We start from the raw sequence: 25604 nt of genomic DNA on the forward strand, positions 1-25604 counted from the left end.
ACTGCTGGAAGAAAAGGAGCGAGCGTAAATGACAAAACCGAAAATCGCTTTACAGCTTTGGAGTATTCAAGAGGACTGCAAGACAGACCTTTTTGAAGCGTTGAAAACAGTAAAACAAAACGGCTATGACGGTGTTGAATTTGCCGGTTATCATGGACACAGTGCTGCTCAGATCAAAGAAATGCTGGAGCAGTTGGATTTGGCGGTCGCGGCTTCCCATATCCCGTTTGAAGCATTGCAAGATCGTTTTGAAGAAACCGTCGCTTTTGAAAAAACGATTGGCAATCAACGGATCGTGATTCCGTATGCCAGCTTTGATTCTTTGGAAAAATGGCAAGCCTTTGCTGCGGAGCTGACCCAGATCACCCAAAAGTTGCAAGCAGAAGGGCTGACTTGCTACTACCACAACCATGCCCATGAATTTACTGAAGTTGCTGGAGAATCTATGATCGATGAACTGATCAAAGACAATCCGCAACTGCGTTTGGAAGCCGACCTTTACTGGTTAGCCTTTGCAAACGTGGCTGTTTTACCTTGGCTAAAGGAACGCGAAACGAAGGTCGGCTTGGTTCATATCAAAGATATGCAAGAGCAGCCGCAGGAAAGCACCGAGATCGGCAATGGGATTTTACCAATCAAGTCATATGTAGAAGCAGCTAAAGCATTAGAACTACCATGGCTGATCGTCGAGCAGGAAGCGTTTCAAAAATTCGCTCCTTTAGAAGCCAGCGGGATTGATTATCTGCAATTAAAAAACATCGTAGAGGAGGTCTACCAATGATCCATGTTACGGTATGGAACGAGTTTCGTCATGAAAAAACGAATGAGGCCGTCCAAAAAATGTATCCAGAAGGAATCCATGGTCAAATTGCCAAGTTTTTAGAAGAGGATGATTTCCAAGTGCGAACGGCGACCCTTGATGAACCAGAACACGGGTTGACGGAGCAAGTATTGGCTGACACGGATGTGTTGGTTTGGTGGGGCCATATGGCGCACGAAGAAGTCGATGATGCTATCGTTGCTCGTGTGCAGCAGCGTGTATGGGAAGGAATGGGACTGATCGTCTTGCATTCTGGCCACTTTTCGAAAATCTTTAAAACGTTGATGGGAACGTCGTGCGATTTAAAATGGCGAGTAGACGATCAGCATGCGCGGATCTGGAATGTCAATCCAAGCCATCCAATCGTTGAAGGAGTCGGCGAATGGATCGAACTAGAGCAAGAGGAAATGTATGGCGAGCACTTTGATATTCCAGCGCCGGATGAATTGCTCTTTGTCAGCTGGTTCCCTGGTGGTGAAGTTTTCCGTAGCGGCTGTACATTCCGCCGTGGGAATGGCAAGATTTTCTATTTCCAGCCTGGTCATGAGACATTCCCAAGCTATTACAATCCCAAAGTGCAAAAAGTGATCCAAAATGCGGCTCGCTGGTGTGCACCAACAGAAAATCGTTACCCAACATATGGGCATTTTCAAGCAATTGAGGAGGAAAGAAAATGAAATTAGGTGTTTTTACCCCGTTATTCAATCAACTTAGCTTTGAAGAAATGATCGATGAAGTAGCGAAAAAAGGGCTGCAAACCGTCGAGATCGGTACCGGTGGTTCTCCAGGCAATGCCCACTTAGACATTGACCGTTTACTAGCAAGTGAAGCAGAGCGAAAAGAATACTTAGCGAAATTAGCTGATAAAGGATTGGAAATCTCAGCTTTGAGCTGTCACAACAACCCAATCTCTCCATTAAAAGCAGAAGCGCAAGAAGCCGATGAACTTTTGCGCAAAACCATCAAATTAGCCAGCTTAATGAATGTACCTGTTGTGAATGGATTTTCAGGCGTTTCAGGCGGAAATGCAACAGATACACAAGTCAACTGGCCAGTATTGCCATGGCCAACGGAATACGATGACAATTATAATTATCAATGGGAACAAAAACTGATTCCTTATTGGAAAGGCATCAACACGGAAGCGGAAGCGGCTGGTGTTAAAATCGGAATCGAACTTCATGGTGGCTTTTTGGCACATACCCCTTATACGATGTTGAAACTGCGGGATGCTGCGGGGAAAGCCATCGGCTGTAACTTGGATCCAAGCCATTTATGGTGGCAAGGGATCGACCCAGTGGCAGCGGTCAAAATCTTAGGGGAAGCCGATGCAATCCATCACTTCCATGCCAAAGATACGTATTTGGACCAAGACAATATCAACATGCATGGCTTGACGGACATGCAACCATATAGCAATGTCAAAACCCGAGCTTGGACCTTCCGTTCAGTCGGTTGCGGCCACAGCTTACAAGTCTGGTCAGATATTATTTCTGCGCTTAGGATTTATGGGTATGATTATGTCTTGAGTATTGAACATGAAGATCCAATCATGTCCATTGATGAAGGACTGACTCGTGCCATCAGTAACTTGAAGACGATTATGATCCGTGAAGAAGCTTCATCCATGTGGTGGGCATAAGAAGAAAACCGAGGAGTGTCAGACATGAGTGCAATCAATTTTGCAGTAATCGGATATGGCGGCATGGGTGCGTACCATGTCCACAATATCTTACCAAATGAAAACGAACGAATCCACATCGTAGGAACTTACGATATCAATGAAGAACGTCAAGCGATCTCCCAAGAAAAAGGCCATAAGATCTTTAAAAGCTATGATGAAGTCTTAGCCGATGAGACGATCGAAGCAGTATTGATCGCCACACCTAATGACTTGCACAAAGAGTTATCGATCGCTGCGTTGAAAGCCGGCAAACATGTTGTTTGCGAGAAGCCTGTTGCGCTGAATACTGCGGAACTAGATGAGATCGTGGCGGTTGCCCAAGAAACTGGCAATACCTTTATGGTTCACCAAAACCGCCGTTGGGATCCTGATTTTCTACTTGTACGCGAACTGTACCGTAATGGACAGATCGGTGATTTGTTCCAATTAGAGTCACGGGTCCAAGGGGCAAACGGCATCCCAGGAGACTGGCGCCATGTGAAAAAACAAGGTGGGGGAATGCTTTTAGACTGGGGCGTTCACTTGCTGGATCAAATGCTATGGCTGATCGACAGTCCAGTGAAAGATGTTAAAGCGGATCTTAGCTTTGTGTTGGGGGAAGAAGTCGATGATGGGTTCTTCGCTTTGATTACCTTTGAAAATGGGGTCAAAGCAATCGTGGAAGTTGGAACCTCCAATTACACGCAATTGCCTCGCTGGTACATCAAAGGAACAGAAGGAACAGCCACCATCACCGATTGGGATTTAAATGGGGAAATGGTGCAAGCAACAGGTCGCGAAGATGTGGCAGCACCAAAACCAGTCCAAGCAGGCGTCGGCTTGACGAAAACGATGGCACCCCCATCGGAATTGGCAGCCAAAGAAATTCCTTTCCCGAAAGCCGAAGCGGATTTTGAACCTTTCTACAAGAATTTTTACAACGTTGTACGCAACGGTGCCGAACCTATCGTTAAAAACGAAGAAGTCCGAGCAGTGATGCAGTTGATCGAACGCATTTTTGCCACAGCGTAAGAGAATAGAAAAAAGCACTAGCTGAGGGAGTGATCTCTTTTCGCTACGTGCTTTTTTTGTGTAATGAAACGATAACAGTTATTCCGATACGTAAAAATTGAACAATAAATCTTGAGGATAATTTCCCCATCGATCGCCGAAGATGGTCAAACCACCAGCATTTTCGGCAGTTGCAGGTGCAGCAATTTTAAAGGTGAAAAAATCACTGTGGTCTAAGTCGATTTCATTCAGGTTGTGATCTGTTAATTTTTCTCCATCGAGGGAAGTATCATAGCGATTGATGCGTAAATGCTTAAGTAATCCATATTGACTGAACTCATCGATCCACCATTGCGGAGTCAGAGAACCTCTGACATCCGAAAAGTTTCCTGGTACGGTATAGCTACCGATGCAGTGATTGTTTAAGTAAAAGGAAAGATCGCTGGGCCAATAGTTATTCGAAATTGGGAACTCTGAAGCGATCTCCATACTAATTTCTAGTAATTCGATTTTTTCGCCATTTTTCAAAGGATTTGGGATTTTGTATTCTAAAAAACCGTTATTTAGCCAGATGATACTTGCATCAACACGTTCTTGATCCAGAAAAGATTTTGGATCATCTAAGGCGCCAATCAAGCGGTCTTTGGTCGCCATTCCACAAGAAGGCTCAGCTTTAAAATCGGTGAAGTGGCCAATTTTCACGGATTGGGAGGTTAGATTCATTTCTGGAAACACTTTTGCTGGGAAATTGATATTGATGAAATCAGTTTTTAGAGATAAATATTTTTTCTTCCAGTCTTGCCCCGATCCTTTTTCTGTTTTGATCAACTGAGCTTCTTCGAGTTTACGGATATGTTTGGTCATCAAAGCATTGCTGATTGCTAATTTTTGTCCAATTTCACTGATGCTTTTCTTCTTATCGCCTAATTCTCTTAAAATCGCTAAGCGAGTTTCATTTGCCAGTGCTTCGTAGATCGGTAAAGATGCGTTCGTTAGATCCAATTCCATAGCGATCACCTCGTTATACTAAAATGTTTAATGAAAAGATGGTTTAATTATAACACAACCTTGTGAATTTACAAAATAGTAAAATGATATTTTTTTTGGATATCCCTTGTTAAAATAATGTTGACAGCGCTTTATATTTATAGTAACTTTACGGTGTAAACATTATTCGACGATAGTCTAACGATTATGTTTATTGATAACTGGATGTCATTTTACTTTTTAGTTAAATTAAAAGGAGTGTAAAAAATGAAAGTAAGTAAATCAATTGTTTTAGTAGGGACAAGCTTATTATGCACAGTGTTGTTAGCTGCTTGTGGCGGAAGTGGTAGCTCAAGTAATAATTCAGAAATTTTGCTTTGGTCTTCGACAACAGGACCGGACGGTGAAAAAATCAAAAAAACGATTGATCAATACAATGAAACAGACCCAGACTTTAAAGTGAAGTTAGTAAGCATGCAAGGTGACACCTTTACTTCAAAGTTGACGACTGCGGGGAAATCAGGGAAAGGTGTCCCTGATTTGGCTTTGATCGCCTCAGAAGCTTTGCCTACGTATAAACACCAAGACATGCTTGAAACTTGGGATGACATGATCGATGGGACAGAATTGGCACGGGAAAACTACGTAGAAGCTGCTTGGGACACTGGTGTAGTGGATGATAGTCAATATGGGATTCCGGCAACCATGGGTTCGTGGGTGATGTATTACAACCAAGATTTGGTGGATAAATATGTTCCAGGAGCGTTGGATGATGGCGTAGTGACGTACGAAGAAATCAGACAAGCTGGGGAAAAAGCAAAAGCAGATGGTATCTATAGTTTTGGCTATACATGGGGCATGCAGAATTATTCGAATCTCTACCAACAAATGGGTGGGGAATGGCAAGATGCACAAGGAAACATCAATATCGATAATGAGTTTTCTTACAATGCCGTTCAAGAGTTTAAGGATCTATACGATGCCGGCTACATGGTCCCAGATGGTGAAGATGCAAATAAACTTTTTGCAAACCAGCAGCTGATTTTTCTTCCAGAAGGAACATGGATGCTAAGTAATATGGAAGAAATCAGTGACTTCACTTGGGGTCAAACATTTACTCCTCAATGGAATGCGGAACATATCATTCAGGGTTCAGGCGTCGATCAGTTTGCGATGTTCAAAACGAACGAGGAACGTTCCGATGAAAAGAAAAGTGGCATGGTCGACTTTCTGACTTGGTTACAAGCAAACCAATTAGAGTGGGTCAAATCAGGTGCAAATCCTACTTCCTTAGCAATGCTAGACAATGAAGAATATGTTGAGATGCCACAATCCTTCTTATTGAAGACAGAAAAAGGACAAGCGGCAATTTCTGTTAACGCAGTTGATGGCTTATCGTATATCTTTGGTGAATATGATAATCGTTCATGGGACATGATCACAGGAAAAGCAGATATTCAAACGACTTTTGGTGAGATCCAAAAAGTTGTAGAAGAAAAGATGAAATAATCTTCTCACGTGGAGGCTGTGGCAGAAGGAAGAGCGACCATAAAAGAATTCAGTCCATTTTTTGATAGGGTAGGAATTCTGATGGGGAGGCTTAAAGGGCTGTCACAGTCGTTTCTTGTTGAGAGCTGCACTAGAAATACAAGGAAGGATGGGTATTGATGAAAAAAAGGTTAAATGGCTGGCCAATCGTTTTTATTGGTCCGCATATGCTCCTTTTTCTTTTATTCTTTTTAGTTCCTGCAGTGATTGGGATCTATGTTTCTTTTACTGAATGGGATCTGTTCAGTACGCCGATTTTTGTCGGGTTTGATAATTTTAAAACGATTTTGTTTGATCAAGACTCGTTGTATCATACGCAATTTTTTAATGGAATGAAAAATACGCTGTTTTTTGCGGCAATCTCCGTTCCGTTATGTATTGTAATTCCCTTGTTGCTAGCGGTTGCATTATCTGCTAAACCAAAAATGATGCGTTTTTTTCAATCGATTCTCTACCTGCCAACATTATTTGCAATCTCTGCCGTCATGATTATTTGGGGGTTCCTTTTGAGCAAATCTTTTGGACCGATCAAAGAAGTATTCGGTATCGACATCAATTTTGTAGGCACGCAACCATGGGCATGGATCGCTATTTTGATCGTGACGATTTGGTGGACATTAGGTGGGAATCTAATTATTTATGTTGCTGCATTAAATGGCGTCTCCAAAGAGCAGTTAGAAGCAGCAGAATTAGATGGTGCGAATAGTATCACGAAATTTTTCCGTATTTCTTTGCCGAGTATTCGCAACCAGCTTGTTTTTACCACGGTCATGACGACCATCGCTCAGTTTAATATTTATGGTCAGCCACTAATGCTGACGGGAGGCGGACCCAACAATTCTACTCGCGTGTTGATGATGTACATCCAAGAAAATGCCTTTGGTAGTAGTACCTCGGTTGCAGGAATTTCTTCAGCGATGGCCATTCTACTAGGTTTTGTAATCATGGCAGTTTCGATTGTGCAATTTATGGTCATCAAAAAAATGGAAAGATAGGAGGGATGAAGATGCGAGAAAACAAACTAGGGAAAAGAATTGCCTTTATTTTACTAGCGATCGTCTGTGTGATTTGGATCTTTCCTTTGATATGGGCAATTTTTACCTCGTTTAAATTGGAGGCAGAGATTCAAAAGGTTGGGTTCAGTTTGATTCCGCAAGATTGGACGCTGGCTAACTTTTTGGGCTTGTTACAAGGCAATGATTCTTCTCCTGTGTTCCGCTGGTTTGTGAATTCAATGATTATTTCAACTTCACATACGCTGTTAGTTATGGTGATCGTCTCGTTTGCGGCTTATGGCTATACACGACTCACCTTTAAGGGGAGAGATTTGATTTTTGCCTTATTGTTAGGAACGATGATGTTTCCCGGGGTGGTCAATTTGATCCCGAATTTTAAAATCGTTGATACGTTAGGTTGGACCAATACATTTCTGGCAGTCATCGTTCCTGGAGCAGCAGGTGTTTATAACATTTTTCTCGTTCGGCAGTTCATTTTAGGGATTCCTAAAGAATTGGATGAATCGGCTGTGATCGATGGGGCCAACGAGTTTCAAATCTTTTATCATATCATTTTACCGTTGATCAAACCTGTATTGACGGTGGTTGCGTTATTTAGTTTTACTGGCTCATGGAATGACTTCTTGTGGCCATCGATCGTGATAAACGATATTGATAAATTGCCGATTACACCGGGGCTGCAATTGCTACAAGGGCAATACATGACCTATCCGGGAATTGGAACTGCCGGAGCAATCTTGGCTTTGATCCCTACCTTTTTATTGTATTTGGTGGCGCAAAAAAGCTTTATGGCGTCAATGTCGTTGCAAAGTGGCATAAAATAATTTGTTTTTGGAGGAAATATGAGTAGAGAAGAATACCCGAGACCGCAATTTGAGAGAGAAAATTGGTTAAGTTTAAATGGTGAATGGCAATTTGCCTTTGATGACCAAAATCTTGGTTTAAAAGAAAAGTGGTACACAAACGAAGCAAACTATCCGTACAAGATCAATGTTCCCTTTGTCTATCAAAGTGCATTGAGCGGCATTGATCATCGAGAAGTGCACGACGTTGTATGGTATTATCGGACCTTCGATGTGCAAGTCCCTGAAAAAAGTCGTGTCCTTTTGCATTTTGGGGCGGTGGACTATGAAGCAGATGTGTTTGTCAATGGAAATCATGTGAAAAATCATTGCGGAGGGCATACCTCGTTTGCTATAGACATCACGGATGCTCTAGTATCTGGACAAGAGCAAATACTAAGTGTGCGAGCATTTGACCCGCATTTTGATGAAAGCATTCCACGGGGGAAACAATTTTGGGAAGAAGAATCAGCAGGAATCTGGTACACAAACTCAACAGGGATCTGGCAGCCAGTCTGGCTTGAAGTAGTTGCTGAAACCCATCTGCAACAGGTGAAATTTACGAGTGATTTTGATGCTGGTGCCGTGAAGATTGATGTAGAACTGAACCAGTTACAGCCGCAAGTAGTCTTAGAATATCAAATCTATTTTAAAGATGCTTTAGTTACCAGCGGAAAGGCAGACTTTATCACTTCTAAGTTGAGTTTTGCAGTTGATATTTTCCAGCAAGAAATTTTTCGGACGAATTTTCACCACGAAGGCTGGTCTTGGACACCTGAAAAGCCGCAATTATTTGATGTTGAATTGACGCTTAGAGAAGCAGGGAATGCCATCGATCAGCTAAAAAGTTATTTTGGTATGCGTAAAATACATACAGAAAACGGTATGATTTACTTAAATAACAAGCCTTACTACCAGAAGTTGGTTCTCGATCAAGGCTATTGGCCGAGCGGCTTGTTAACTGCACCAACAGATGAGGACTTTAAACAAGACATCTTATTGGCCAAAGAAATGGGATTTAATGGTTGCCGAAAACACCAAAAAACAGAAGACCCACGCTTTTTATACTGGGCAGATAAATTAGGATTTCTTGTTTGGGGAGAGTGTGCGGCGCCGGCAATCTATACCGATCGTTCTGTGATGCGTTTGATGCAAGAGTGGGCAGAGATCATCACTCGGGACTATAGTCACCCTTCGATCGTTACTTGGGTACCAATCAATGAGAGCTGGGGTGTGCCAAAAATATCATTTGATCGTCAGCAACAGCATTTTTCTCAAGCAATGTATCACTTTATCCATTCGCTAGACCAGCAACGGTTGGTTATTTCAAATGATGGTTGGGCGATGACGGAGACAGATATTTGTGCGATTCATAATTATGCGCATGGGCAAGAATCTGAGCGGCAAAAATATCTATACTTCAAAGACAGTCTCAGCACGAGAGAAAAATTGGTGAATCGAGTATCGACCCCATGGCCGATTTTCGCTGGAGGATTTTCTTATCAGGATCAGCCTATTTTATTGACCGAGTTTGGCGGTATTGGCTTCGATGTTTCGGGGCAACTCGGTTGGGGCTATACCTCAGTGGAAAATCAACAAGATTTCTTGAAGGATTATCAGCGAATCATGACAGCTGTTTATGATTCTGTCGGACTCTGGGGCTATTGCTACACTCAGTTGACAGATGTTGAACAAGAAATCAATGGATTACTGACCTATGACCGCCAAGCAAAAGTTGATTTGGCAGCGATTAAAGAGATCAATGAGCAGTTTCATCCACCACAGATAGAATAAAATGATTGGTAAGGAAAGGGGCGATGTCCGATGGGGAAATCAGCAGCTTGGCTCAGTGGAGTAAGTATCTTGATTGCTGCGCTTATGATAACCGGTTGTAGCACTGGAACTGATCCAGGGGAAGAAGTGTCCGATTTTACTTCAATTATCGATAATGATGGGGCAGATCCTTGGATCTTGCAAACGGAAGCGTTCTTTTATTATACCAAAACGACTGGGAATAATTTAACGCTCTGGCGTGCTGAAAACCTCTCTCACGTTGCTGCTGGTGAAAAAAAGGTCGTCTGGGAAATGCCAGCAGAATTTGAAAGTATCTGGGCACCCGAGCTTCATTACTTAGATGATCGCTGGGTGATGTATTTCGCGGCTAATCGTCCTTCAGAAACGCACCGTATGTACGCATTGGTCAATCATCAAAAAGATCCTTACATGGGTGAGTGGCAATTGGAAGAGATCAAAGGGATGGATGATAAATTTGCGATTGATGGAACAGTTTTAGAGATCAATGACAAACGCTATTTCCTTTGGTCGGGCTGGGAAGGGTATGAAAATGTTGCGCAAAATCTTTATTTAGCGGAAATGGTCTCCCCTACGGAAGTGATTAGGGAGAAACGGCTTATCTCAGAACCAGAATATGAATGGGAAATGCGGCAAACACCATTGATCAATGAAGCCCCTCAAGTGATTATCAAAGACGAAACAGTCAATTTGGTATACTCTGCCAGTGGAAGCTGGGACAATGATTACGCTCTTGGTCTTATGACCCTAGATGTAGCTGATGATCCGCTAGAAAGAGCGAATTGGCAAAAGGAACCAGAGCCGATTTTCCAACAGACAAACACTGTCTATGGACCTGGTCATAATGGATTTGCCAAATCAAAAGATGGTTCTGAAGACTGGTTGATTTATCACGCTGCTCGGTGGGATCATTCGGGCTGGGACCGTTCGATCCGCTTGCAAAAGTTTGTTTGGGATCAAGAGGATAAAGTCCTACTGGAAGCTCCTTTGGATGAGTGGCATGTTCAAGCGTTGCCAAAAGCTGAGCCGAATCGACTGCGGTTAACTGCTAGCCGTGCTTTGTTGGAAGGCGATTTAGCGCTTGTCGAAGATGAGGCAGCACTCTCTAAGAAAGTCGTCCAAGGCTTTGAATCAACGACTGACAAAATTATCTTTACCCCGCAGATTGAAGAATCAGATGAATTTCTGGTGATTGCCTATGTCAAAACCACTGATTATCTCTCCTTAAATGACCCAATTCAGGTCAAGATTGAAACGAAACAAGCAAGTCACGTGGTGGATGTCTATCCTTCCGAATATTATCAACCGCTACAAGTCCGCATGAAGTTACCGAAAGGATCGCAGGAAATCACCCTTTCGTCTGAGATTGGGGTTGACACGCTAAGTATTGATCGTTTAGAAATCGTCAAATTCCAATAAAGAATAATGAGGAAGTTTTTTAAATCCAAGCCATGGGTGATGATCGTTTGACTCCTGCTACTTTGTCTTTAGACAATGTGGCAGGATTTTTTTATCCTTGAAAATTCCCAACACCTACCGCCATAGCCTAAAATTCCATGTATAATAAAGAAAACGACCGTTTTATTTGGCGAAGGGAAAAGAAAAAGCAAAAGAGGTGCGAACTATGAGGATGAATCAAGAAAAGCTGACTTCATCAAATGGGAAGGATCAGCTTTTTGTCAAAACGTGGCTGCCAGAAGAACAGCCGAAAGCAGTCGTGCAAATCGTTCACGGAATGATCGAACACATTGAACGTTACCACGAGTTTGCGGAATGTTTGACTGCGCAAGGCTATGCGGTGGTCGGTCATGATCACTTAGGGCATGGGCAATCCGTGAAAGAAACACAGGCCTATGGGCATTTTGGTGAAAAAGAGGGCGCCAACTATTTAGTGGCAGATGTGGGAGTGGTCCATCAGTACGCAGCTGCTTGCTACCCAGACCGACCATACTTTATCTTAGGGCACAGTATGGGGTCGCTGGTGTTACGGAATTATTTGTTTAGTCAGCCACATCCATTGTCAGGAGCGATCATCATGGGCACCACGATGGAAAAAGCCGTGCTGATGCAAGGAGGCAAACTCGTTACGAGCTTGTTGCGCCCGTTTGCCGCTCAGCAATGGCCTTATCACGTAATGGAACAGCTGGTTTTTGGCCAGCACAACCGGCGTTTTCGTCCCAATCGGACCGCCAAGGATTGGTTGACCAGTGATCCGCAACAAGTGGATCGCTACTTGAAGGACCCTTACACGCAATTTCATTTTTCCTTAGCGGCTTACAAGGATCTCTTTACATTGACGCAAGCTGCCAGTGATCCGGATCAACTGCGCAGGATTGATCCAGAATTGCCGCTGCTCTTGATTTCAGGTGCAGATGATCCTGTGGGGCACTATGGCAAAAGCGTCCGCCAATTGGCTCAGCAGCTGAAGCAAAATGCTGACGTGACGATGTATTTGCTTGAGCAGGGACGTCATGAGATTTTGAATGAGCGCAACCGCGAGATCGTTTACAATGAAATTTCTCGCTGGCTGTTTGAAAAAATGCCGAAATGACGAACGTTAAGAAATTGGTAGTCTTTTCTGAAAATTCAAAATTATTTTCTCTTTTAAGGCTTTTTTCATTTTCTGCTATCTGTTATAATGATTTTCACATCTAACATAAAGGAGAGATTTTTTGTATGACAGTTTATAACTTTTCAGCTGGTCCTGCCGTATTGCCCCGTCCCGTATTGGAGAAAGCACAATCCGAACTTTTGAATTACCGCGGAAGTGGGATGTCCGTTATGGAGCTGAGTCATCGGTCCTCCTTGTTTGAAGCGATCATTAAAGATGCAGAAGCACTTTTACGAAAATTGATGGGAATTCCTGAAAACTATCAGGTACTGTTTTTACAAGGCGGCGCGAGTCTCCAATTCAGTATGATCCCTTTAAATCTTGCACAAAACAAAAAAGCCTTATACGTAAATACCGGTTCTTGGTCGAAGAAAGCTATTGAAGCAGCAAAAGCGCTTGGAAACGTGACGGTGGAAGTTGTTGCCTCTAGTGAGGATCAAAACTTTACCTATATTCCAGAAATTTCAGAAGATGCGATCGATCAAGAAGCGGCTTATTTGCATATCACCACGAACAATACCATTGAAGGGACGGCCTTTCAAACGATTCCGCAGGCTGGCAACGTGCCGATCGTAGCGGATATGTCCTCAAATATTTTAGCCAATGACTATCGCGTAGAAGACTTCGGTGTGATTTATGCTGGGGCCCAAAAGAATATTGGTCCTGCAGGGTTGACTGTAGTGATCATCCGAGAAGATTTACTCAATGATGATGCTGTCTTCGCTCCAATGCTGGATTATCGTCTACAGGCTAAAAATGACTCATTGTACAATACACCACCAACGTATGCTATCTATATTGCTAAATTGGTGTTTGAATGGTTGGAAGAATTAGGCGGCATTCCTGTCATTTTAGAACAAGACCGCCAAAAAGCGGCGCTTTTATACGAAACGATCGAAGCCTCTGCTCTTTACAGTAGTCCTGTGGCTGTTGACAGCCGCTCACTAACGAATATTCCTTTTGTGACAGGGGATAAAGCATTAGATCAGCGCTTCAATGAAGAAGCTGTCAAAGCTGGCTTTGAGAACTTGAAAGGGCATCGTTCCGTTGGAGGAATGCGAGCAAGCTTGTACAATGCCTTTCCATTAGCTGGCGTTCAAGCGTTAGTCGACTTTATGAAATCATTTGAAGCGGAGGTCAAATAAATGTTCCAAATTAAAACATTCAATGCGATCGCACCAGAAGGATTACAGCGTTTAGAAAAAGAAAAGTATGCCATCAACGAAAGCGACCAACCGCAAGGGATTTTGCTGCGCAGCCAGAAATTGCACGATTACGCTTTTCCTGAAAGTGTCTTAGGTATTGCCCGTGCAGGGGCTGGGACCAACAACATTCCCGTCAAAGCATGTACTGAAAAAGGGATCGTCGTCTTTAATACGCCAGGCGCCAATGCCAATGCGGTCAAAGAATTAGTGATCGCTAGTCTGCTCTTAAGTGTCCGTCCGATTTTACGAGGTGCCCAATGGGTCCAAACCTTGAGCGGTGATAATGTGGAAGAACAAGCAGAAGCGCAAAAAAGTCAATTTGCTGGAACAGAGTTAGAAGGCAAAAAGTTAGGAATCATCGGCCTTGGTTCTATTGGAGCGATGGTCGCCAACGATGCTTATCGTCTAGGGATGGAAGTAGTCGGTTATGATCCTTACGTGTCAGTGGATACTGCTTGGACGATCTCTCGTCGGGTCAAGCGTGCCAATGATATTGCGGAAGTCTTTTCAACCTGTGATTTTATTACGGTTCATGTGCCGCTAATGGAAAACACGCATCATCTCGTCGGGGAAGCCGAACTTGCGAAAATGAAACCAACAACGAAGCTATTCAACTTTTCTCGTAAAGAAATCGTCGATACAGATGCCGTTTTACGTGCGTTAAAAGCCGACCGTTTAGCGGGCTATACGACTGATTTTGCGGATGAACAATTGCTGCACAATGAAAAAGTCCTCGTCTTGCCGCATTTAGGTGCATCAACAGAAGAAGCCGAAGTCAACTGTGCCAAAATGGCAGCCCGAACATTGAAAAAATTCTTGGAATTTGGAACCATCAAGCGCTCAGTGAATTTTCCAACTGTTGAGATGGCTTTTCATTCGCCTTATCGTCTGACGATCATCAATCGCAATGTACCGAATATGTTAGGTCAGATTTCATCGATCATTGCGGAATCTGGAATCAATATCGACAATATGCTGAATCGTGGACGGGAAGACTTTGCTTACACCCTAGCCGATGTCGCTTCTGAAGATGAAGCCTTATTGAATCAATTAGCAGATAAACTGCGGGAGAACGAAAACATCGTTCGTGTACGGGTCATCAAGAATCAGGAGGTTGGGTATTAATGGTTCAAGTATTTCCGTTTAAAGCCATTCGTCCAGAAGCCTCATTGGCAGAAAAAGTGGCCGAGCTACCGTATGACGTGGTCAATTCACAAGAAGCCGCAGCGTTTGCGCAAGGCAATCCTTACAGCTATTTCCACATCGACCGTTCGGAGATCGACTTGCCAGGAATCGATCCTTATGATCCACAGGTGTATCAAAAAGCGGCGGAAAATCTTGCATCTTTTCAAGAAGAAGGCTGGTTGATTCAAGAAACGGCGCCCGCATATTATTTGTATGAATTGACGATGGCTGGTAGAAGCCAAACTGGGCTTGTCGCCTGTACCTCGATCGATGATTATGTCGCTGGGAAAATCAAGAAACACGAGTTTACCCGTCCAGAAAAAGAAATCGATCGGATCAATCATATTCTGGCATGTGATGCCAATACAAGTCCGATTTTCTTGAGCTATCGCCAACCAGCAGCAGTCAAAGAAGCGATCGATGCGTGGCAAGCAGAGCATGCGCCAATCTATGATTTTGTCAGCTATCATGAGGTGCAACATCGTGTTTGGCTGATCGATGATCCAGCGCTAGTCGCCTCTTTTGCCCAGCAGTTTCAAGCTGTAGATGCCCTTTATATTGCGGATGGGCATCACCGCACAGAGTCAGCAGTCAAAGTCGGCTTGCAAAAGCGAGCCGATGGCCAAAGCAGTCAAGAAAGCGACCGCTTTTTAGCGATTTTATTCCCAGAAAATGAATTAGCGATTTGGGAATACAATCGGGTTTTGCGGGTACCAGTGCCAGAAAACTTTTTTGAGCAGGCAGCCCAGCATTTTACGATTCGAGAAACTACAAGGAAGAAACCAGCGCAACGTGGTTCGATTCATCTGTACCTAAACCATGCGTGGTGGGAGTTGACCATCAAGCCGGAAGCTGTGCCGCAAGATGCGGTAGGACAGCTGGATGTGTCGCTTTTACAACAATACGTGCTGGCTGATATTTTCGCGATCCAAGATGTGCGGACAGACAAACGCATTGATTTTGTCGGCGGAATTCGTGGTCCAGAAGAATTGGAACGTTTGGTGGATAGCGGAGAATGGACATTGGCCTTTTCCATGTATCCAACGCAAATGGCCGATCTTTTGGCAGTAGCTGATGCGGGAGAAATTATGCCGCCAAAATCAACTTGGTTTGAACCAAAACTGTTGAGCGGTCTGTTTTTACATGATTTAGAAACGAATTAACCAAAAAAAGCTTACGAGGCTACCTCGTAAGCTTTTTTTCTATTAGAAGCTGCCGAGTGTTTCGATGATCAAGCGGACATTCAAGACCGTCAGTGCAATGGCACAGATCCAGCCTAAGGTAGAGACCCATAGCGGATTCTTGAAGCGTTCCCCCATGATTTTTTTTGAGCTGGTAAAAAGAACCAACGGAATCATCGAAACGGGTAAGGCGATGCTTAAAAAGACTTGCGAATAAATCAGCAGATCGTCCAAGGCTTGTTCGTTGCCGCCAAAGTAAATCGTACAAAGCAAGACGGGGATCACCGATAAGCCACGGGTGATCAGACGTCGCGCCCAAGTAGGGATCTTCATATGGATAAATCCTTCCATCACGACTTGCCCTGTCAGTGTCCCAGTGATCGTTGAATTTTGACCAGATGCCAAGAGCGCCACGGCAAACAGAACGCTCAAAACTGGACTGGCGACAGCACCAGCAATGGAGGAATCTTGCAATGCATCGAACAGCGCGGAGAAGGTGCCGACTTCTTCACTATGACCAAAGAACAAGGCACTTCCTAAGATCAAAAGCAGGCAATTGACCAAAAACGCAGCGGATAACTGGATGTTGGAATCCCAAGTAGCGAACCGCACGGCCGTTGCCACTTCTTGGGTATCGCTGCGATCGATTTTTCGTGATTGGGAGATCGAAGAATGCAGATAGAGATTATGCGGCATCACAGTCGCACCAACGATCCCCAACGCCATTGTCAGCTGTCCATGGTTCAAGACTTGCTTTTGGGGAATAAAGCCTTGCAAGACAGCAGGCAAATTTGGTTGAGCAATAATGACTTCGTAACAAAAGACCAGCATAATGACCAAAATCAGTGTCATGACGATCGCTTCGATTTTTCGGAAACCCAATTTCATTAAAAAGAGCAGAAGCAGTACATCGAAAATCGTTAAGATGACCCCAACTAATAAAGGTAAGCCGAATAGTAGATTGAGAGCGATCGCTCCTCCGATCACTTCCGCGATATCCGTTGCCATGATAGCCAATTCGGTGACGATCCACAAGACAAAGCCTAAGCCTTTGCTGGTGTGTTTACGAGTTGCTTGCGCAAGGTCCATCTGGGTCACGATCCCTAGCTTGGCTGCCATGTATTGCAGCAGCATAGCAATCAAACTGGAAATCAAGATCACAGAAAGTAAGAGATAGCCATATTCAGCACCGCCACCGATCGAGGTGATCCAGTTTCCTGGGTCCATATAGCCCACGGCTACCAATGCCCCAGGACCAGAAAACGCTAAGAGATTGCGCCAAAAGCTGCCGTTTTTTGGAATGGCAACTGTATTATTTATTTCTTCCAAGCTAGGACCGTTGGCCGCTTGGATCAATTTTTTTTCATCATTCATCGTTTCACGTCCTATCTTTTTAGGTATACCTAAAAACAAATCTATTGTATTCCTCATTTATGAATTTTTCAAGAGAAACCTTTTGGAAGTCAGAAGGAAGGACAAAAAAACAGCAGCCAAAGGAATGGCTGCTGTCTGTTGGGTTTTCTTATAAAATTAGTCGGCGCGTAAAGCGATCGCTGCATCTTTTTTCGCTGCCATTCGAGCTGGTATGTGGCCGCCGATCATCGTTAGGACGGTGCTGACAGCAATCAAGATCAGGCCGTGGACCGGATTTAATTGAGCAACATTTTCCAGATCAGTCATACTATATAAGATCGCGTTGATCGGGAATGTGGCTAACCAAGCAATCAGGACACCTAAAGCTCCTGAAGCGATCCCTAAAATACAGGTTTCGGCATCAAAGACGCGGGTGATGTCTTTTTTACGAGCACCTAATGCTTTTAAGACCCCAATTTCTTTCGTACGTTCTAGCACAGAGGTGTAGGTGATGATACCGATCATGATCATGCTAGTTACCAAGGAGATTCCTGCAAAAGCGATCAAGACGTAGGTGATGGCATCCATCAAGCCACCAGTCAATTGAGTCATCGTACCCGCTAAATCGGAATAAACGATTTGGTCTTCTTTGTCTTTGCCTTTGTTGAAGTCATCCAAGTAATCAAGGATTTTTTCTTTGGCACTGAAATCATTCGGATAGATCATAATGCTGTTTGGTGAATCACTGCCGCCAAGATAAGCGATCAATGAATCTTTGGCACTTTCGTCAACGGGTTCATTCGTCATCACGTTGGTGTCGCTGTCTTTTTGGGCTTGGACGATCGCTGAGTCTTGGTTTTCTTTGATGACTTCTTGCGCGAGGGCATCACTGTAGGCAATGCCAGTTGACAGCAAGTTCATCGTAGAGTTTTGCTTGATACGTAAGATTCCGCTGATCGTTAATTCTTTGTTGTTACTGTTATCGAAAACGTCATTTAAATCTTGATTTGGAATGAAGTTTCCAGTTGGTAATTCGGTGTAAAAGGCATCATTAGACGCCAATGTGATTTTTGTTCCCACGATATCGTCGAAGGACACCTTGTCGCCATCTTCAATGTCAAAACCGAGATTGATCAATGCATTGACATTCGTTACGTTGTTTTCATCGACGATCAAAACGACATCTGTGCTGGCACTTGGGTAGCTGCCTTCTAAAAGGTCGTAGTTGTCTTTTAAGAAATTGCCGTTATCCTCTGATAACTGCTCGGGGAAAGTCGAAACCCCAATCCCGGTGGAGGCACTCATGGCAGACATCATGGCATTGGTCTGTTCATTGTCAGGCGATGCATTGGAGAAGCTGACTTGTTCCACAGTATCGTCGATCTTACGGAAAAGGTTCAAGGAAGTGGAACGAGTGTAGCCGATATTGTTGCTTAATTCAGGATCAATGTCGTTGATGTAATCGAGAAACTCTTGATCGATTTTGTTGATATGGGTTGCGCGATCCGCATCACTTAATTTGGCAGTGACCTCTTTATCTGAAGGGAAATCTTCCGATTTATCCCGCGTCCCCATGGCCGATGGATCTTGTTCAGTGGCTACTTGCGAGATCGTGATCGGAAAACGAGCTAATGTTTCTGACTGGGTATTGTCGATTTGTTTTTGGAATCCCGTTGACAGGGACAAAACAATGGCGATTCCGATGATCCCGATACTAGAAGCAAAGGCTGTCAAGAAGGTGCGCCCTTTTTTGGTGCGGATATTGTTAAACGACAAACGTAAGGCAGTCATGAAACTCATTTTTGTGTGCTTTAATTCGAATTGGTCTTTCTTTTGTCCTTCGACATGAGGGTTTGAATCTTTTATGATTCGTCCGTCTTTGAACTCAATGATCCGTCCAGCGTATTTGTGCGCCAAATCAGGATTATGAGTAACCATGATGACCAATTTTTCTTTTGATAGTTCTTGGATCAGTTCCATGATTTGGACACTGGTCTCTGAATCCAAGGCACCCGTTGGTTCATCACAAAGAAGGATATCAGGATCATTTGCTAAGGCACGAGCGATCGCTACCCGCTGCATTTGACCACCAGAAAGCTGATTTGGTTTTTTGTGCATATGCTCAGCTAAGCCCACACGCGTCAAAGCATCGGTTGCTTTGGCGCGTTTTTCTTCTTTTGACACACCGCTCAAGGTCATCCCAAGCTCGACGTTGTCGATGATGCCTAAATGACTGATCAAATTGTAGCTTTGGAAGACAAAGCCGATCGAATTGTTCCGATACGCATCCCAGTCACGATCTTTAAAGGATTTCGTTGATTTACCGTTGATGATCATATCACCAGAATCGTAATTATCTAAGCCGCCGATCACGTTCAACATGGTTGTTTTCCCAGAGCCGCTTGGCCCTAAAATGGCAACAAACTCTTGTTTACGAAAGGCGACGGAGACACCATCGAGGGCTTTTGTAGTACTGGCGCCAACCGTATAATACTTCTTGATATCTTTTAATTCTAACATGCTGTCACTCTTTTCTTGCCGTTTTCACGATTATTTTCATTATGTAACCACGCTATCATAATGGTTAACAAAAATCAACGATTATCATTGTTTAAACAAATAATTTATACTAAACTAAAGACAGAAAAGAGGGAGAGTATGGAAAAAGCGTTAGGAACATTCAATATGGCGGTATTTGCGGAGATCTTTTCGCTGATGGGAAACATATTGTTTGAAGAAATCGGTCTGGAAGATTTAAAATTGACCAAAATGGAAATCTTGGAACTCGTGGTGATCTCTAGTAATGAAGGAATCACGATGTCCGAGTTGGCCCAGCAAATCGGTACGTCAAAAGTCCAAATCAGTCGTTCGATCTCGGGGTTAGAAAAGGCTGGCTTTGTGGTCCGCAAAACCAACGACGTCAATCGCCGCAACGTCAATGTTTATTTGGAAGAAGCTGGGAAGCAGTTGTTTGTCCAAAAGAAAAAACAAGTGGAAGACCGCTTGAATGCCAAAACCGCTCAAATGGCTGCAGAAGATATCCAGCAGTTGAGTCAGTCGTTGACGGAAGCAGTGGGGATCTTGCGGAAATATGACATTTTACGGACTGGCAATCAATGTGAGCAAAATACGCCGTTTGATTAAAAAAAGGCGAAGCAATCGTTTGCTTTTTAATTACTGGATTAATTTCATATTAACTTATATTATCGATTTTTTAGATAAAGCAACCGATTGCGTTTTTCTCTTGTTTTGACTTCTGATTTGTGCGACAATGAGTATATCAAACAAGTCAAAGGAGTCTGCTATGAATACTACTGCCATTTATCATCGTCCCGAAAGTGAATTTGCGTATTTGTACGAGAAGGATAAAATGCATATCCGTTTGCGTACCGCCCGTCAAGACGTCCGCCATGTCCAGCTGCTTTGCGGTGATCCTTACACACTGTATAAAGAAGCTTGGTACCAGCAAAGAATTGAAATGAAAAAAATTCTTTCCACGGACTTGCATGATTATTGGCAAGTATCGGTCGGAGCAGAATTCCGCCGTTTGTCTTACGGCTTTTCCATCGAAAGTTACGATGGGTTGCATGTCTTTTATGGAGACCACGGGGTCTATCCTTTTGAGCAGCAATATTTAGAAATGAACAACAATTATTTTCGGATGCCTTACTTCCAAGAAGCCGATCGTTTCAAAATTCCCGAGTGGGCAAAAGAAACCGTTTGGTATCAAATCTTCCCTGAACGCTTTGCAAATGGGGACCCATCAAATGATCCAGAAGGTGTATTGCCATGGGGTTCAAAAAATCCCGATCGCCAAGACTTTTTCGGCGGGGATCTGCAAGGGGTCATCGATCATTTGGATTACCTCGTTGATCTAGGAATCAATGGAATCTACTTCTGTCCGATTTTTGAGGCCTATTCGAATCACAAGTATGATACCATCGATTATTTAGCCATCGATCCAGCGTTTGGGGATAACGACACCTTTAAACGCTTAGTGGAGGAATGCCACAAACGCGGTATCAAAGTCATGCTAGATGCTGTGTTCAATCATATGGGGGATACTTCGCATCAATGGCTAGATGTCATCAAAAACGGCAAAGATTCGCCCTTTGCTGATTGGTTCCACATCAATGAGTTTCCTGTCAACTACAAAGAAGGGGAAAACTTTGAAGATGCTTATGACATCACCTATGATGTGTTTGCCTTTACGCCGCATATGCCAAAACTCAATACAGAAAATCCCGATGTGCAAGATTATTTGTTGAAGATCGCTCGTTATTGGATCGAAGAGTTTGATATCGATGCTTGGCGCTTGGACGTTGCCAATGAAGTCAGTCACCACTTCTGGAAAAAATTCCGCCAAGTGTGTGATGATGCCAAAGATGATTTTTATATCCTTGGGGAAATTTGGCACTCTTCTCAACGGTGGTTACAAGGCGACGAGTTTCATGCAGTAATGAATTACGCCTTTACGGATGCAATCATTGAATATTTTGTCAAAGACGAGATCTCTATGACGAAAATGGTCTCGGAATTAAATAACCAGCTGATGTTGTATCGGGAGCAAACCAATCAAGTGCAGTTCAATATCTTGGATTCTCATGATACCCCGCGCTTGTTAACTTTGGCTCGAGGAGACAAAGACTTGATGCGCCAAGTGATGGCCTTTACGTATCTGCAACAAGGCGTTCCTTGCCTGTATTACGGTGATGAGATCGGTTTGACCGGCGATATGGACCCGGATTGCCGTAAATGTATGATTTGGGAAGAAGAAAAGCAAGATCGTGATCTCCTGCATTTCACTCGCTCATTGATCAGCATTCGCAAAGACAACCAGAAAGTCTTATCAGAAGGTTCCTTGAGTTGGAACTGGGTTTCGGAAGAGGATGGACTGATCATTTTCGAACGAGAGTTAGGGGCACAGCGGATCATCGGTATTTTCAATACGGGCGATGACCAAATCACCCTTTCTCGTCCTGATTCGATCCTGATGGAACAGTTTGTCCAATTGGAAGATGAAACGATGATTATTGATAACAAAGGCTTTGCTATCGTGAAAGTAAACAACGAAGAATCGAATGAAGCATAAAAATGAGGCAAGAATTGCATATGCAATTCTTGCCTCATTCAATGTTTTGGGTATTTTTAATTTCCCCATGCACGTTGGAAAGAATCTTCCCCAAAATTCCTTCTGTCGGTATTATATCCTATAACACCTGAATGTGACAAATGATAACCCTTAAATATAGGTAGATTTTTTCTGTAAAGGGGGAAAAGATTGAAAATTTAGACAGTATTGCCTTCTTTTTGTGCTTCTTTCCACGAAAGGTCTTTTCTTTTTTACAAGATATGATAAACTAGTAAAAATGTATTTTTATTCGAGGAGTGATTTGATGAGTACAGGGTATCACGTAGCAGTTGTCGGGGCTACCGGCGCAGTAGGAACAAAAATGATTGAGATGTTGGAGAAGACCACGTTGCCGATCAAAAAAATAACGTTGTTGGCATCCAAACGTTCTGCTGGGAAGACCCTTGTGTTCAAAAATGAACCGCTCGTTATTCAAGAGCTGACCACAGATTCCTTTGCAGGCGTCGATATTGCATTGTTCAGTGCCGGTGGCGGCATTTCAAAACAATTTGCTCCAGAAGCAGTCAAACACGGTGCAGTCGTGATCGACAATACCAGTCATTTTCGGATGGACCCGAATGTTCCTCTAGTCGTTCCTGAGGTGAATCCTCATGCATTAGCGCAACATAAAGGAATCATTGCCAATCCGAATTGTTCAACGATTCAAATGATGGTGGCGTTAGAACCGATTCGTCAAAAAGTCGGTTTATCGAGGGTCTTGGTTTCGACGTATCAAGCAGTTTCAGGTGCTGGCGCCCAAGCCTTGGCTGAATTGACTCGTGAATCTCAAGAATTATTAGCTGGCAAAGCCGCTGATGAACTAAACCCTGAGATTTTACCAGCAGGCAGCGACAAGAAGCACTACCCGATCGCGTTTAATGCCTTGCCGCAAATCGATGTTTTCGCCGAAGAGGATTATACTTACGAAGAGTGGAAAATGATCAATGAAACGAAGAAGATCATGGAAGATACGCAGATCAAAGTAGCAGCTACGTGTGTGCGGATCCCTGTGTTTAGCGGTCATTCAGAGTCGATTTATATCGAGACCAAAGACCATGCTAGTGTTGAGGAAGTCAGACAGTGGATCAGCGAAGCGCCAGGAGCTGTCTTGCAAGATGATCCGAGTCAACAAGTGTACCCGCAAGCTTTGACCAGTGTGGACAAAACAGAAACCTTTGTTGGTCGGATTCGCAAAGATTTGGATGTCGAAAACGGCTTGCATTTATGGGTCGTTTCTGATAATTTGCTGAAAGGGGCGGCATGGAACTCCGTTCAAATCGCCGAAAGCCTGCATCAGCAAGGATTAGTTCATGTGTAAACCATAAGTTTTTCAGAAAAGTGTGGTGAATGCCACGCTTTTCTTTTTTTTGTTGTATAATAATAGGGACGGCTTATGCTTGGGAAATAATACAGTAGAAAAAAATTAAGAGGTGAATAAAAGTGGAAACGATAAAAATCATTCCTCTTGGCGGTGTACGCGAAAACGGAAAGAACATGTACATTGCTGAAGTTGGCGAGGATATATTTGTGCTGGATTGCGGTGTCCGTTATCCAGAAAATGAATTATTAGGGATCGATACAGTGATTCCAGACTTCACATATTTAGAAGAAAATGCCGACCGTGTGGCGGGTGTCTTCTTGACCCATGGGCATGCAGATGCGATTGGTGCATTGCCTTATTTCTTGGAGAATATCCAAGTACCGGTCTTTGGGACCGAGTTAACGATCGAACTAGCAAAATTGACCGTGAATAAAAATGAAGCTACCAAGCGCTTCAAAGATTTTCATGTGATCGATGAACATTCGGAGATCGACTTTGGTCATGCGACCATCAGCTTTTTCCGTACGACCCACTCCATCCCTGATTCTGTTGGGATCAGCGTCAAAACAGAAGCTGGCAATATCGTTTATACAGGAGATTTCAAGTTTGACCAAACAGCGATCCCTATGTATCAAACCGATTTTGGCCGCTTAGCGGAAATTGGAAAAGAAGGCGTCTTAGCATTGCTAAGCACGTCTTCAAATGCCGAAAATCCAACGCCGATCGCTTCTGAATTGACGATCCAAGATGAAGTTTATGACAATATCCGTTACTGGGAAGGTCGGATCATCGTCGCTAGTGTTGCCAGCAATTTGCAACGGGTGCAACAAGTATTAGATGCGGCGTTTCGTTCTGATCGCAAAGTCGTTTTGACCGGGCAAGATTTTGGTCGGATCATCAAAACGGCCATGAAGTTAGGGAAATTAAAATTACCTGCCGAAGACTTACTGATCACCCAAAAAGAAATGAAAAAATACTCAGACGAACAGTTGCTGATTTTAGAAACAGGTCGTATGGGTGAACCAATCAAAGCGTTGCAAAAAATGGCCAACGGCTCTCACCGGACGCTGCGCATCAAAGAAGGAGATCTTGTTTACATCACAACGACGCCGACAACGGCAATGGAAACTGTGGTTGCGAAAACGGAAGATATCATCTATCGCGCTGGCGGTACCGTGAAACAGATCTCGGATAATTTCCGTGTTTCTGGTCATGCCAACCCGAATGATCTGCAGCTGATGTTGAATATGATGAAACCGAAGTACTTTATCCCTATTCAAGGCGAGTACCGCCAATTAGCCGCCCATGTGGACTTGGCGCAAGAAGTCGGGATTCCGATGAAAAATATCTTCATTACTGCTCGTGGAGATGTGTTAGAGTACAAAAAAGGCGAAATGCTTGCCGCAGGTGCGGTTCCAGCTGAAAACGTCATGATCGATGGGATCGGTGTCGGTGACATTGGGAATATCGTCCTGCGAGACCGCAAAGTCTTATCTGAAGACGGAATCTTCGTTGCGGTAGTGACGATCAATCGTCGCGAAAAGAAAATTATTTCTGCACCACAAATCACTTCTCGCGGGTTTGTCTATGTGAAAGCCAGCCGCGATCTGATTCGTGAAAGTGGCGAGATCGTGGAAGAAATCGTAGAAAAACACCTTCATGATGAAGAGTTTGAATGGAGCAAATTGAAACAAGATATCCGTGATCGTTTGAGTCGTTTCTTGTTTGAACAAACCAAACGCCGTCCAGTCATCTTGCCGGTCATCATGGAATCAAGCCAAAGAAATCGCAACCGTAAATAATTCGTTTTGACCTACTGACAAAAGCAGGTGAAAGAATAGCCGTTTGACGGCCGATTTCTTTTCACCGAAGCTTTTGTCTTTTTTTATGTAAGAAAACAGGTGGCGTTTTTTTTACA

General features: G+C 43.5%; 20 protein-coding genes. 17 read left to right on the forward strand and 3 right to left on the reverse strand.

The features are described from left to right. Positions 1-28 precede the first annotated feature (28 nt). Genes A5883_RS01625 through A5883_RS01640 form a run of 4 tightly spaced genes read left to right on the forward strand, consistent with a single transcriptional unit; the run spans position 29 to position 3515 of the window. Positions 29-781, forward strand: coding sequence for a sugar phosphate isomerase/epimerase family protein (locus A5883_RS01625; protein ID WP_086337879.1), 753 nt, complete (start codon positions 29-31; stop codon positions 779-781). Further along, entirely contained in the window at positions 778-1497 is a 720-nt protein-coding gene (locus tag A5883_RS01630; protein WP_086337880.1) for a ThuA domain-containing protein, read from the forward strand. The genes A5883_RS01625 and A5883_RS01630 overlap by 4 nt, the downstream gene beginning before the upstream one ends. Further along, positions 1494-2462, forward strand: coding sequence for a sugar phosphate isomerase/epimerase family protein (locus A5883_RS01635; RefSeq protein ID WP_005228209.1), 969 nt, complete (start codon positions 1494-1496; stop codon positions 2460-2462). Before A5883_RS01630 ends, A5883_RS01635 begins: the two co-directional genes overlap by 4 nt. A gap of 24 nt (positions 2463-2486) precedes the next feature. Continuing rightward, positions 2487-3515 (forward strand): Gfo/Idh/MocA family protein, encoded by a 1029-nt coding sequence (locus tag A5883_RS01640; protein WP_010749991.1) that lies wholly within the window; start codon positions 2487-2489, stop codon positions 3513-3515. A 78-nt stretch (positions 3516-3593) separates the two neighbouring features. Here A5883_RS01640 and A5883_RS01645 read toward each other — a convergent pair whose 3' ends face one another. Then, positions 3594-4502, reverse strand: a complete 909-nt coding sequence (locus tag A5883_RS01645; RefSeq protein ID WP_008380365.1) for an ArsR/SmtB family transcription factor — start codon at positions 4500-4502, stop codon at positions 3594-3596. Positions 4503-4748: 246 nt separating this feature from the next. On the opposite strand from A5883_RS01645, the gene A5883_RS01650 reads away from it, so the two are divergent. The 9 genes from A5883_RS01650 (at position 4749) to A5883_RS01690 (ending at position 15863) form a co-directional block, all read left to right on the forward strand. Continuing rightward, positions 4749-5990 carry an extracellular solute-binding protein gene (locus tag A5883_RS01650; RefSeq protein ID WP_086337881.1) on the forward strand — a complete coding sequence of 414 codons (1242 nt, stop codon included), beginning with the start codon at positions 4749-4751 and terminating at the stop codon, positions 5988-5990. A gap of 158 nt (positions 5991-6148) precedes the next feature. Beyond that, positions 6149-7024 (forward strand): carbohydrate ABC transporter permease, encoded by an 876-nt coding sequence (locus A5883_RS01655; RefSeq protein WP_016609464.1) that lies wholly within the window; start codon positions 6149-6151, stop codon positions 7022-7024. An 11-nt stretch (positions 7025-7035) separates the two neighbouring features. Continuing rightward, entirely contained in the window at positions 7036-7869 is an 834-nt protein-coding gene (locus A5883_RS01660) for a carbohydrate ABC transporter permease (RefSeq protein ID WP_086337882.1), read from the forward strand. A gap of 18 nt (positions 7870-7887) precedes the next feature. After that, positions 7888-9681 carry a glycoside hydrolase family 2 protein gene (locus A5883_RS01665; RefSeq protein ID WP_086337883.1) on the forward strand — a complete coding sequence of 598 codons (1794 nt, stop codon included), beginning with the start codon at positions 7888-7890 and terminating at the stop codon, positions 9679-9681. Positions 9682-9711: 30 nt separating this feature from the next. After that, positions 9712-11118: a glycoside hydrolase family 43 protein gene (locus A5883_RS01670; protein WP_086337884.1), complete on the forward strand. Its 1407-nt coding sequence runs from the start codon at positions 9712-9714 to the stop codon at positions 11116-11118. A gap of 205 nt (positions 11119-11323) precedes the next feature. Beyond that, on the forward strand, positions 11324-12250 hold the full coding sequence (locus A5883_RS01675) for an alpha/beta fold hydrolase (RefSeq protein WP_086337885.1): 927 nt from the start codon (positions 11324-11326) through the stop codon (positions 12248-12250). Between the two features lie 125 nt (positions 12251-12375). Next, positions 12376-13455, forward strand: a complete 1080-nt coding sequence (gene serC, locus A5883_RS01680) for a 3-phosphoserine/phosphohydroxythreonine transaminase (protein WP_086337886.1) — start codon at positions 12376-12378, stop codon at positions 13453-13455. Beyond that, complete coding sequence (locus A5883_RS01685; protein WP_016609459.1) at positions 13456-14640, forward strand: phosphoglycerate dehydrogenase; 1185 nt, start codon at positions 13456-13458, stop codon at positions 14638-14640. Continuing rightward, positions 14640-15863, forward strand: a complete 1224-nt coding sequence (locus tag A5883_RS01690) for a DUF1015 domain-containing protein (protein WP_010749987.1) — start codon at positions 14640-14642, stop codon at positions 15861-15863. The genes A5883_RS01685 and A5883_RS01690 overlap by 1 nt, the downstream gene beginning before the upstream one ends. A gap of 42 nt (positions 15864-15905) precedes the next feature. Here the strand turns inward: A5883_RS01690 and A5883_RS01695 are convergent, their stop codons facing one another. Both A5883_RS01695 and A5883_RS01700 read right to left on the reverse strand, forming a co-directional pair. Further along, complete coding sequence (locus A5883_RS01695; RefSeq protein WP_086337887.1) at positions 15906-17255, reverse strand: Nramp family divalent metal transporter; 1350 nt, start codon at positions 17253-17255, stop codon at positions 15906-15908. A gap of 156 nt (positions 17256-17411) precedes the next feature. Further along, positions 17412-19754 (reverse strand): ABC transporter ATP-binding protein/permease, encoded by a 2343-nt coding sequence (locus A5883_RS01700; protein WP_086337888.1) that lies wholly within the window; start codon positions 19752-19754, stop codon positions 17412-17414. Between the two features lie 138 nt (positions 19755-19892). On the opposite strand from A5883_RS01700, the gene A5883_RS01705 reads away from it, so the two are divergent. The 4 genes from A5883_RS01705 to A5883_RS01720 all read left to right on the forward strand — a co-directional run bounded on the left by A5883_RS01705 (position 19893) and on the right by A5883_RS01720 (position 25488). Next, the gene (locus A5883_RS01705) at positions 19893-20378 is read left to right on the forward strand and encodes a MarR family winged helix-turn-helix transcriptional regulator (protein ID WP_086337889.1); all 486 of its coding nucleotides are present in this window, start codon (positions 19893-19895) and stop codon (positions 20376-20378) included. 160 nt (positions 20379-20538) lie between these two features. Further along, entirely contained in the window at positions 20539-22326 is a 1788-nt protein-coding gene (locus A5883_RS01710; RefSeq protein ID WP_005228237.1) for a glycoside hydrolase family 13 protein, read from the forward strand. A 304-nt stretch (positions 22327-22630) separates the two neighbouring features. Continuing rightward, positions 22631-23683, forward strand: a complete 1053-nt coding sequence (locus A5883_RS01715) for an aspartate-semialdehyde dehydrogenase (protein ID WP_010749982.1) — start codon at positions 22631-22633, stop codon at positions 23681-23683. A 122-nt stretch (positions 23684-23805) separates the two neighbouring features. Then, the gene (locus tag A5883_RS01720; RefSeq protein WP_010749981.1) at positions 23806-25488 is read left to right on the forward strand and encodes a ribonuclease J; all 1683 of its coding nucleotides are present in this window, start codon (positions 23806-23808) and stop codon (positions 25486-25488) included. Positions 25489-25604 lie beyond the last annotated feature (116 nt).

The sequence above is a fragment of the Enterococcus sp. 5B3_DIV0040 genome (genome assembly GCF_002140755.1).
Classification (GTDB): Bacteria; Bacillota; Bacilli; order Lactobacillales; family Enterococcaceae; genus Enterococcus_D; species Enterococcus_D casseliflavus.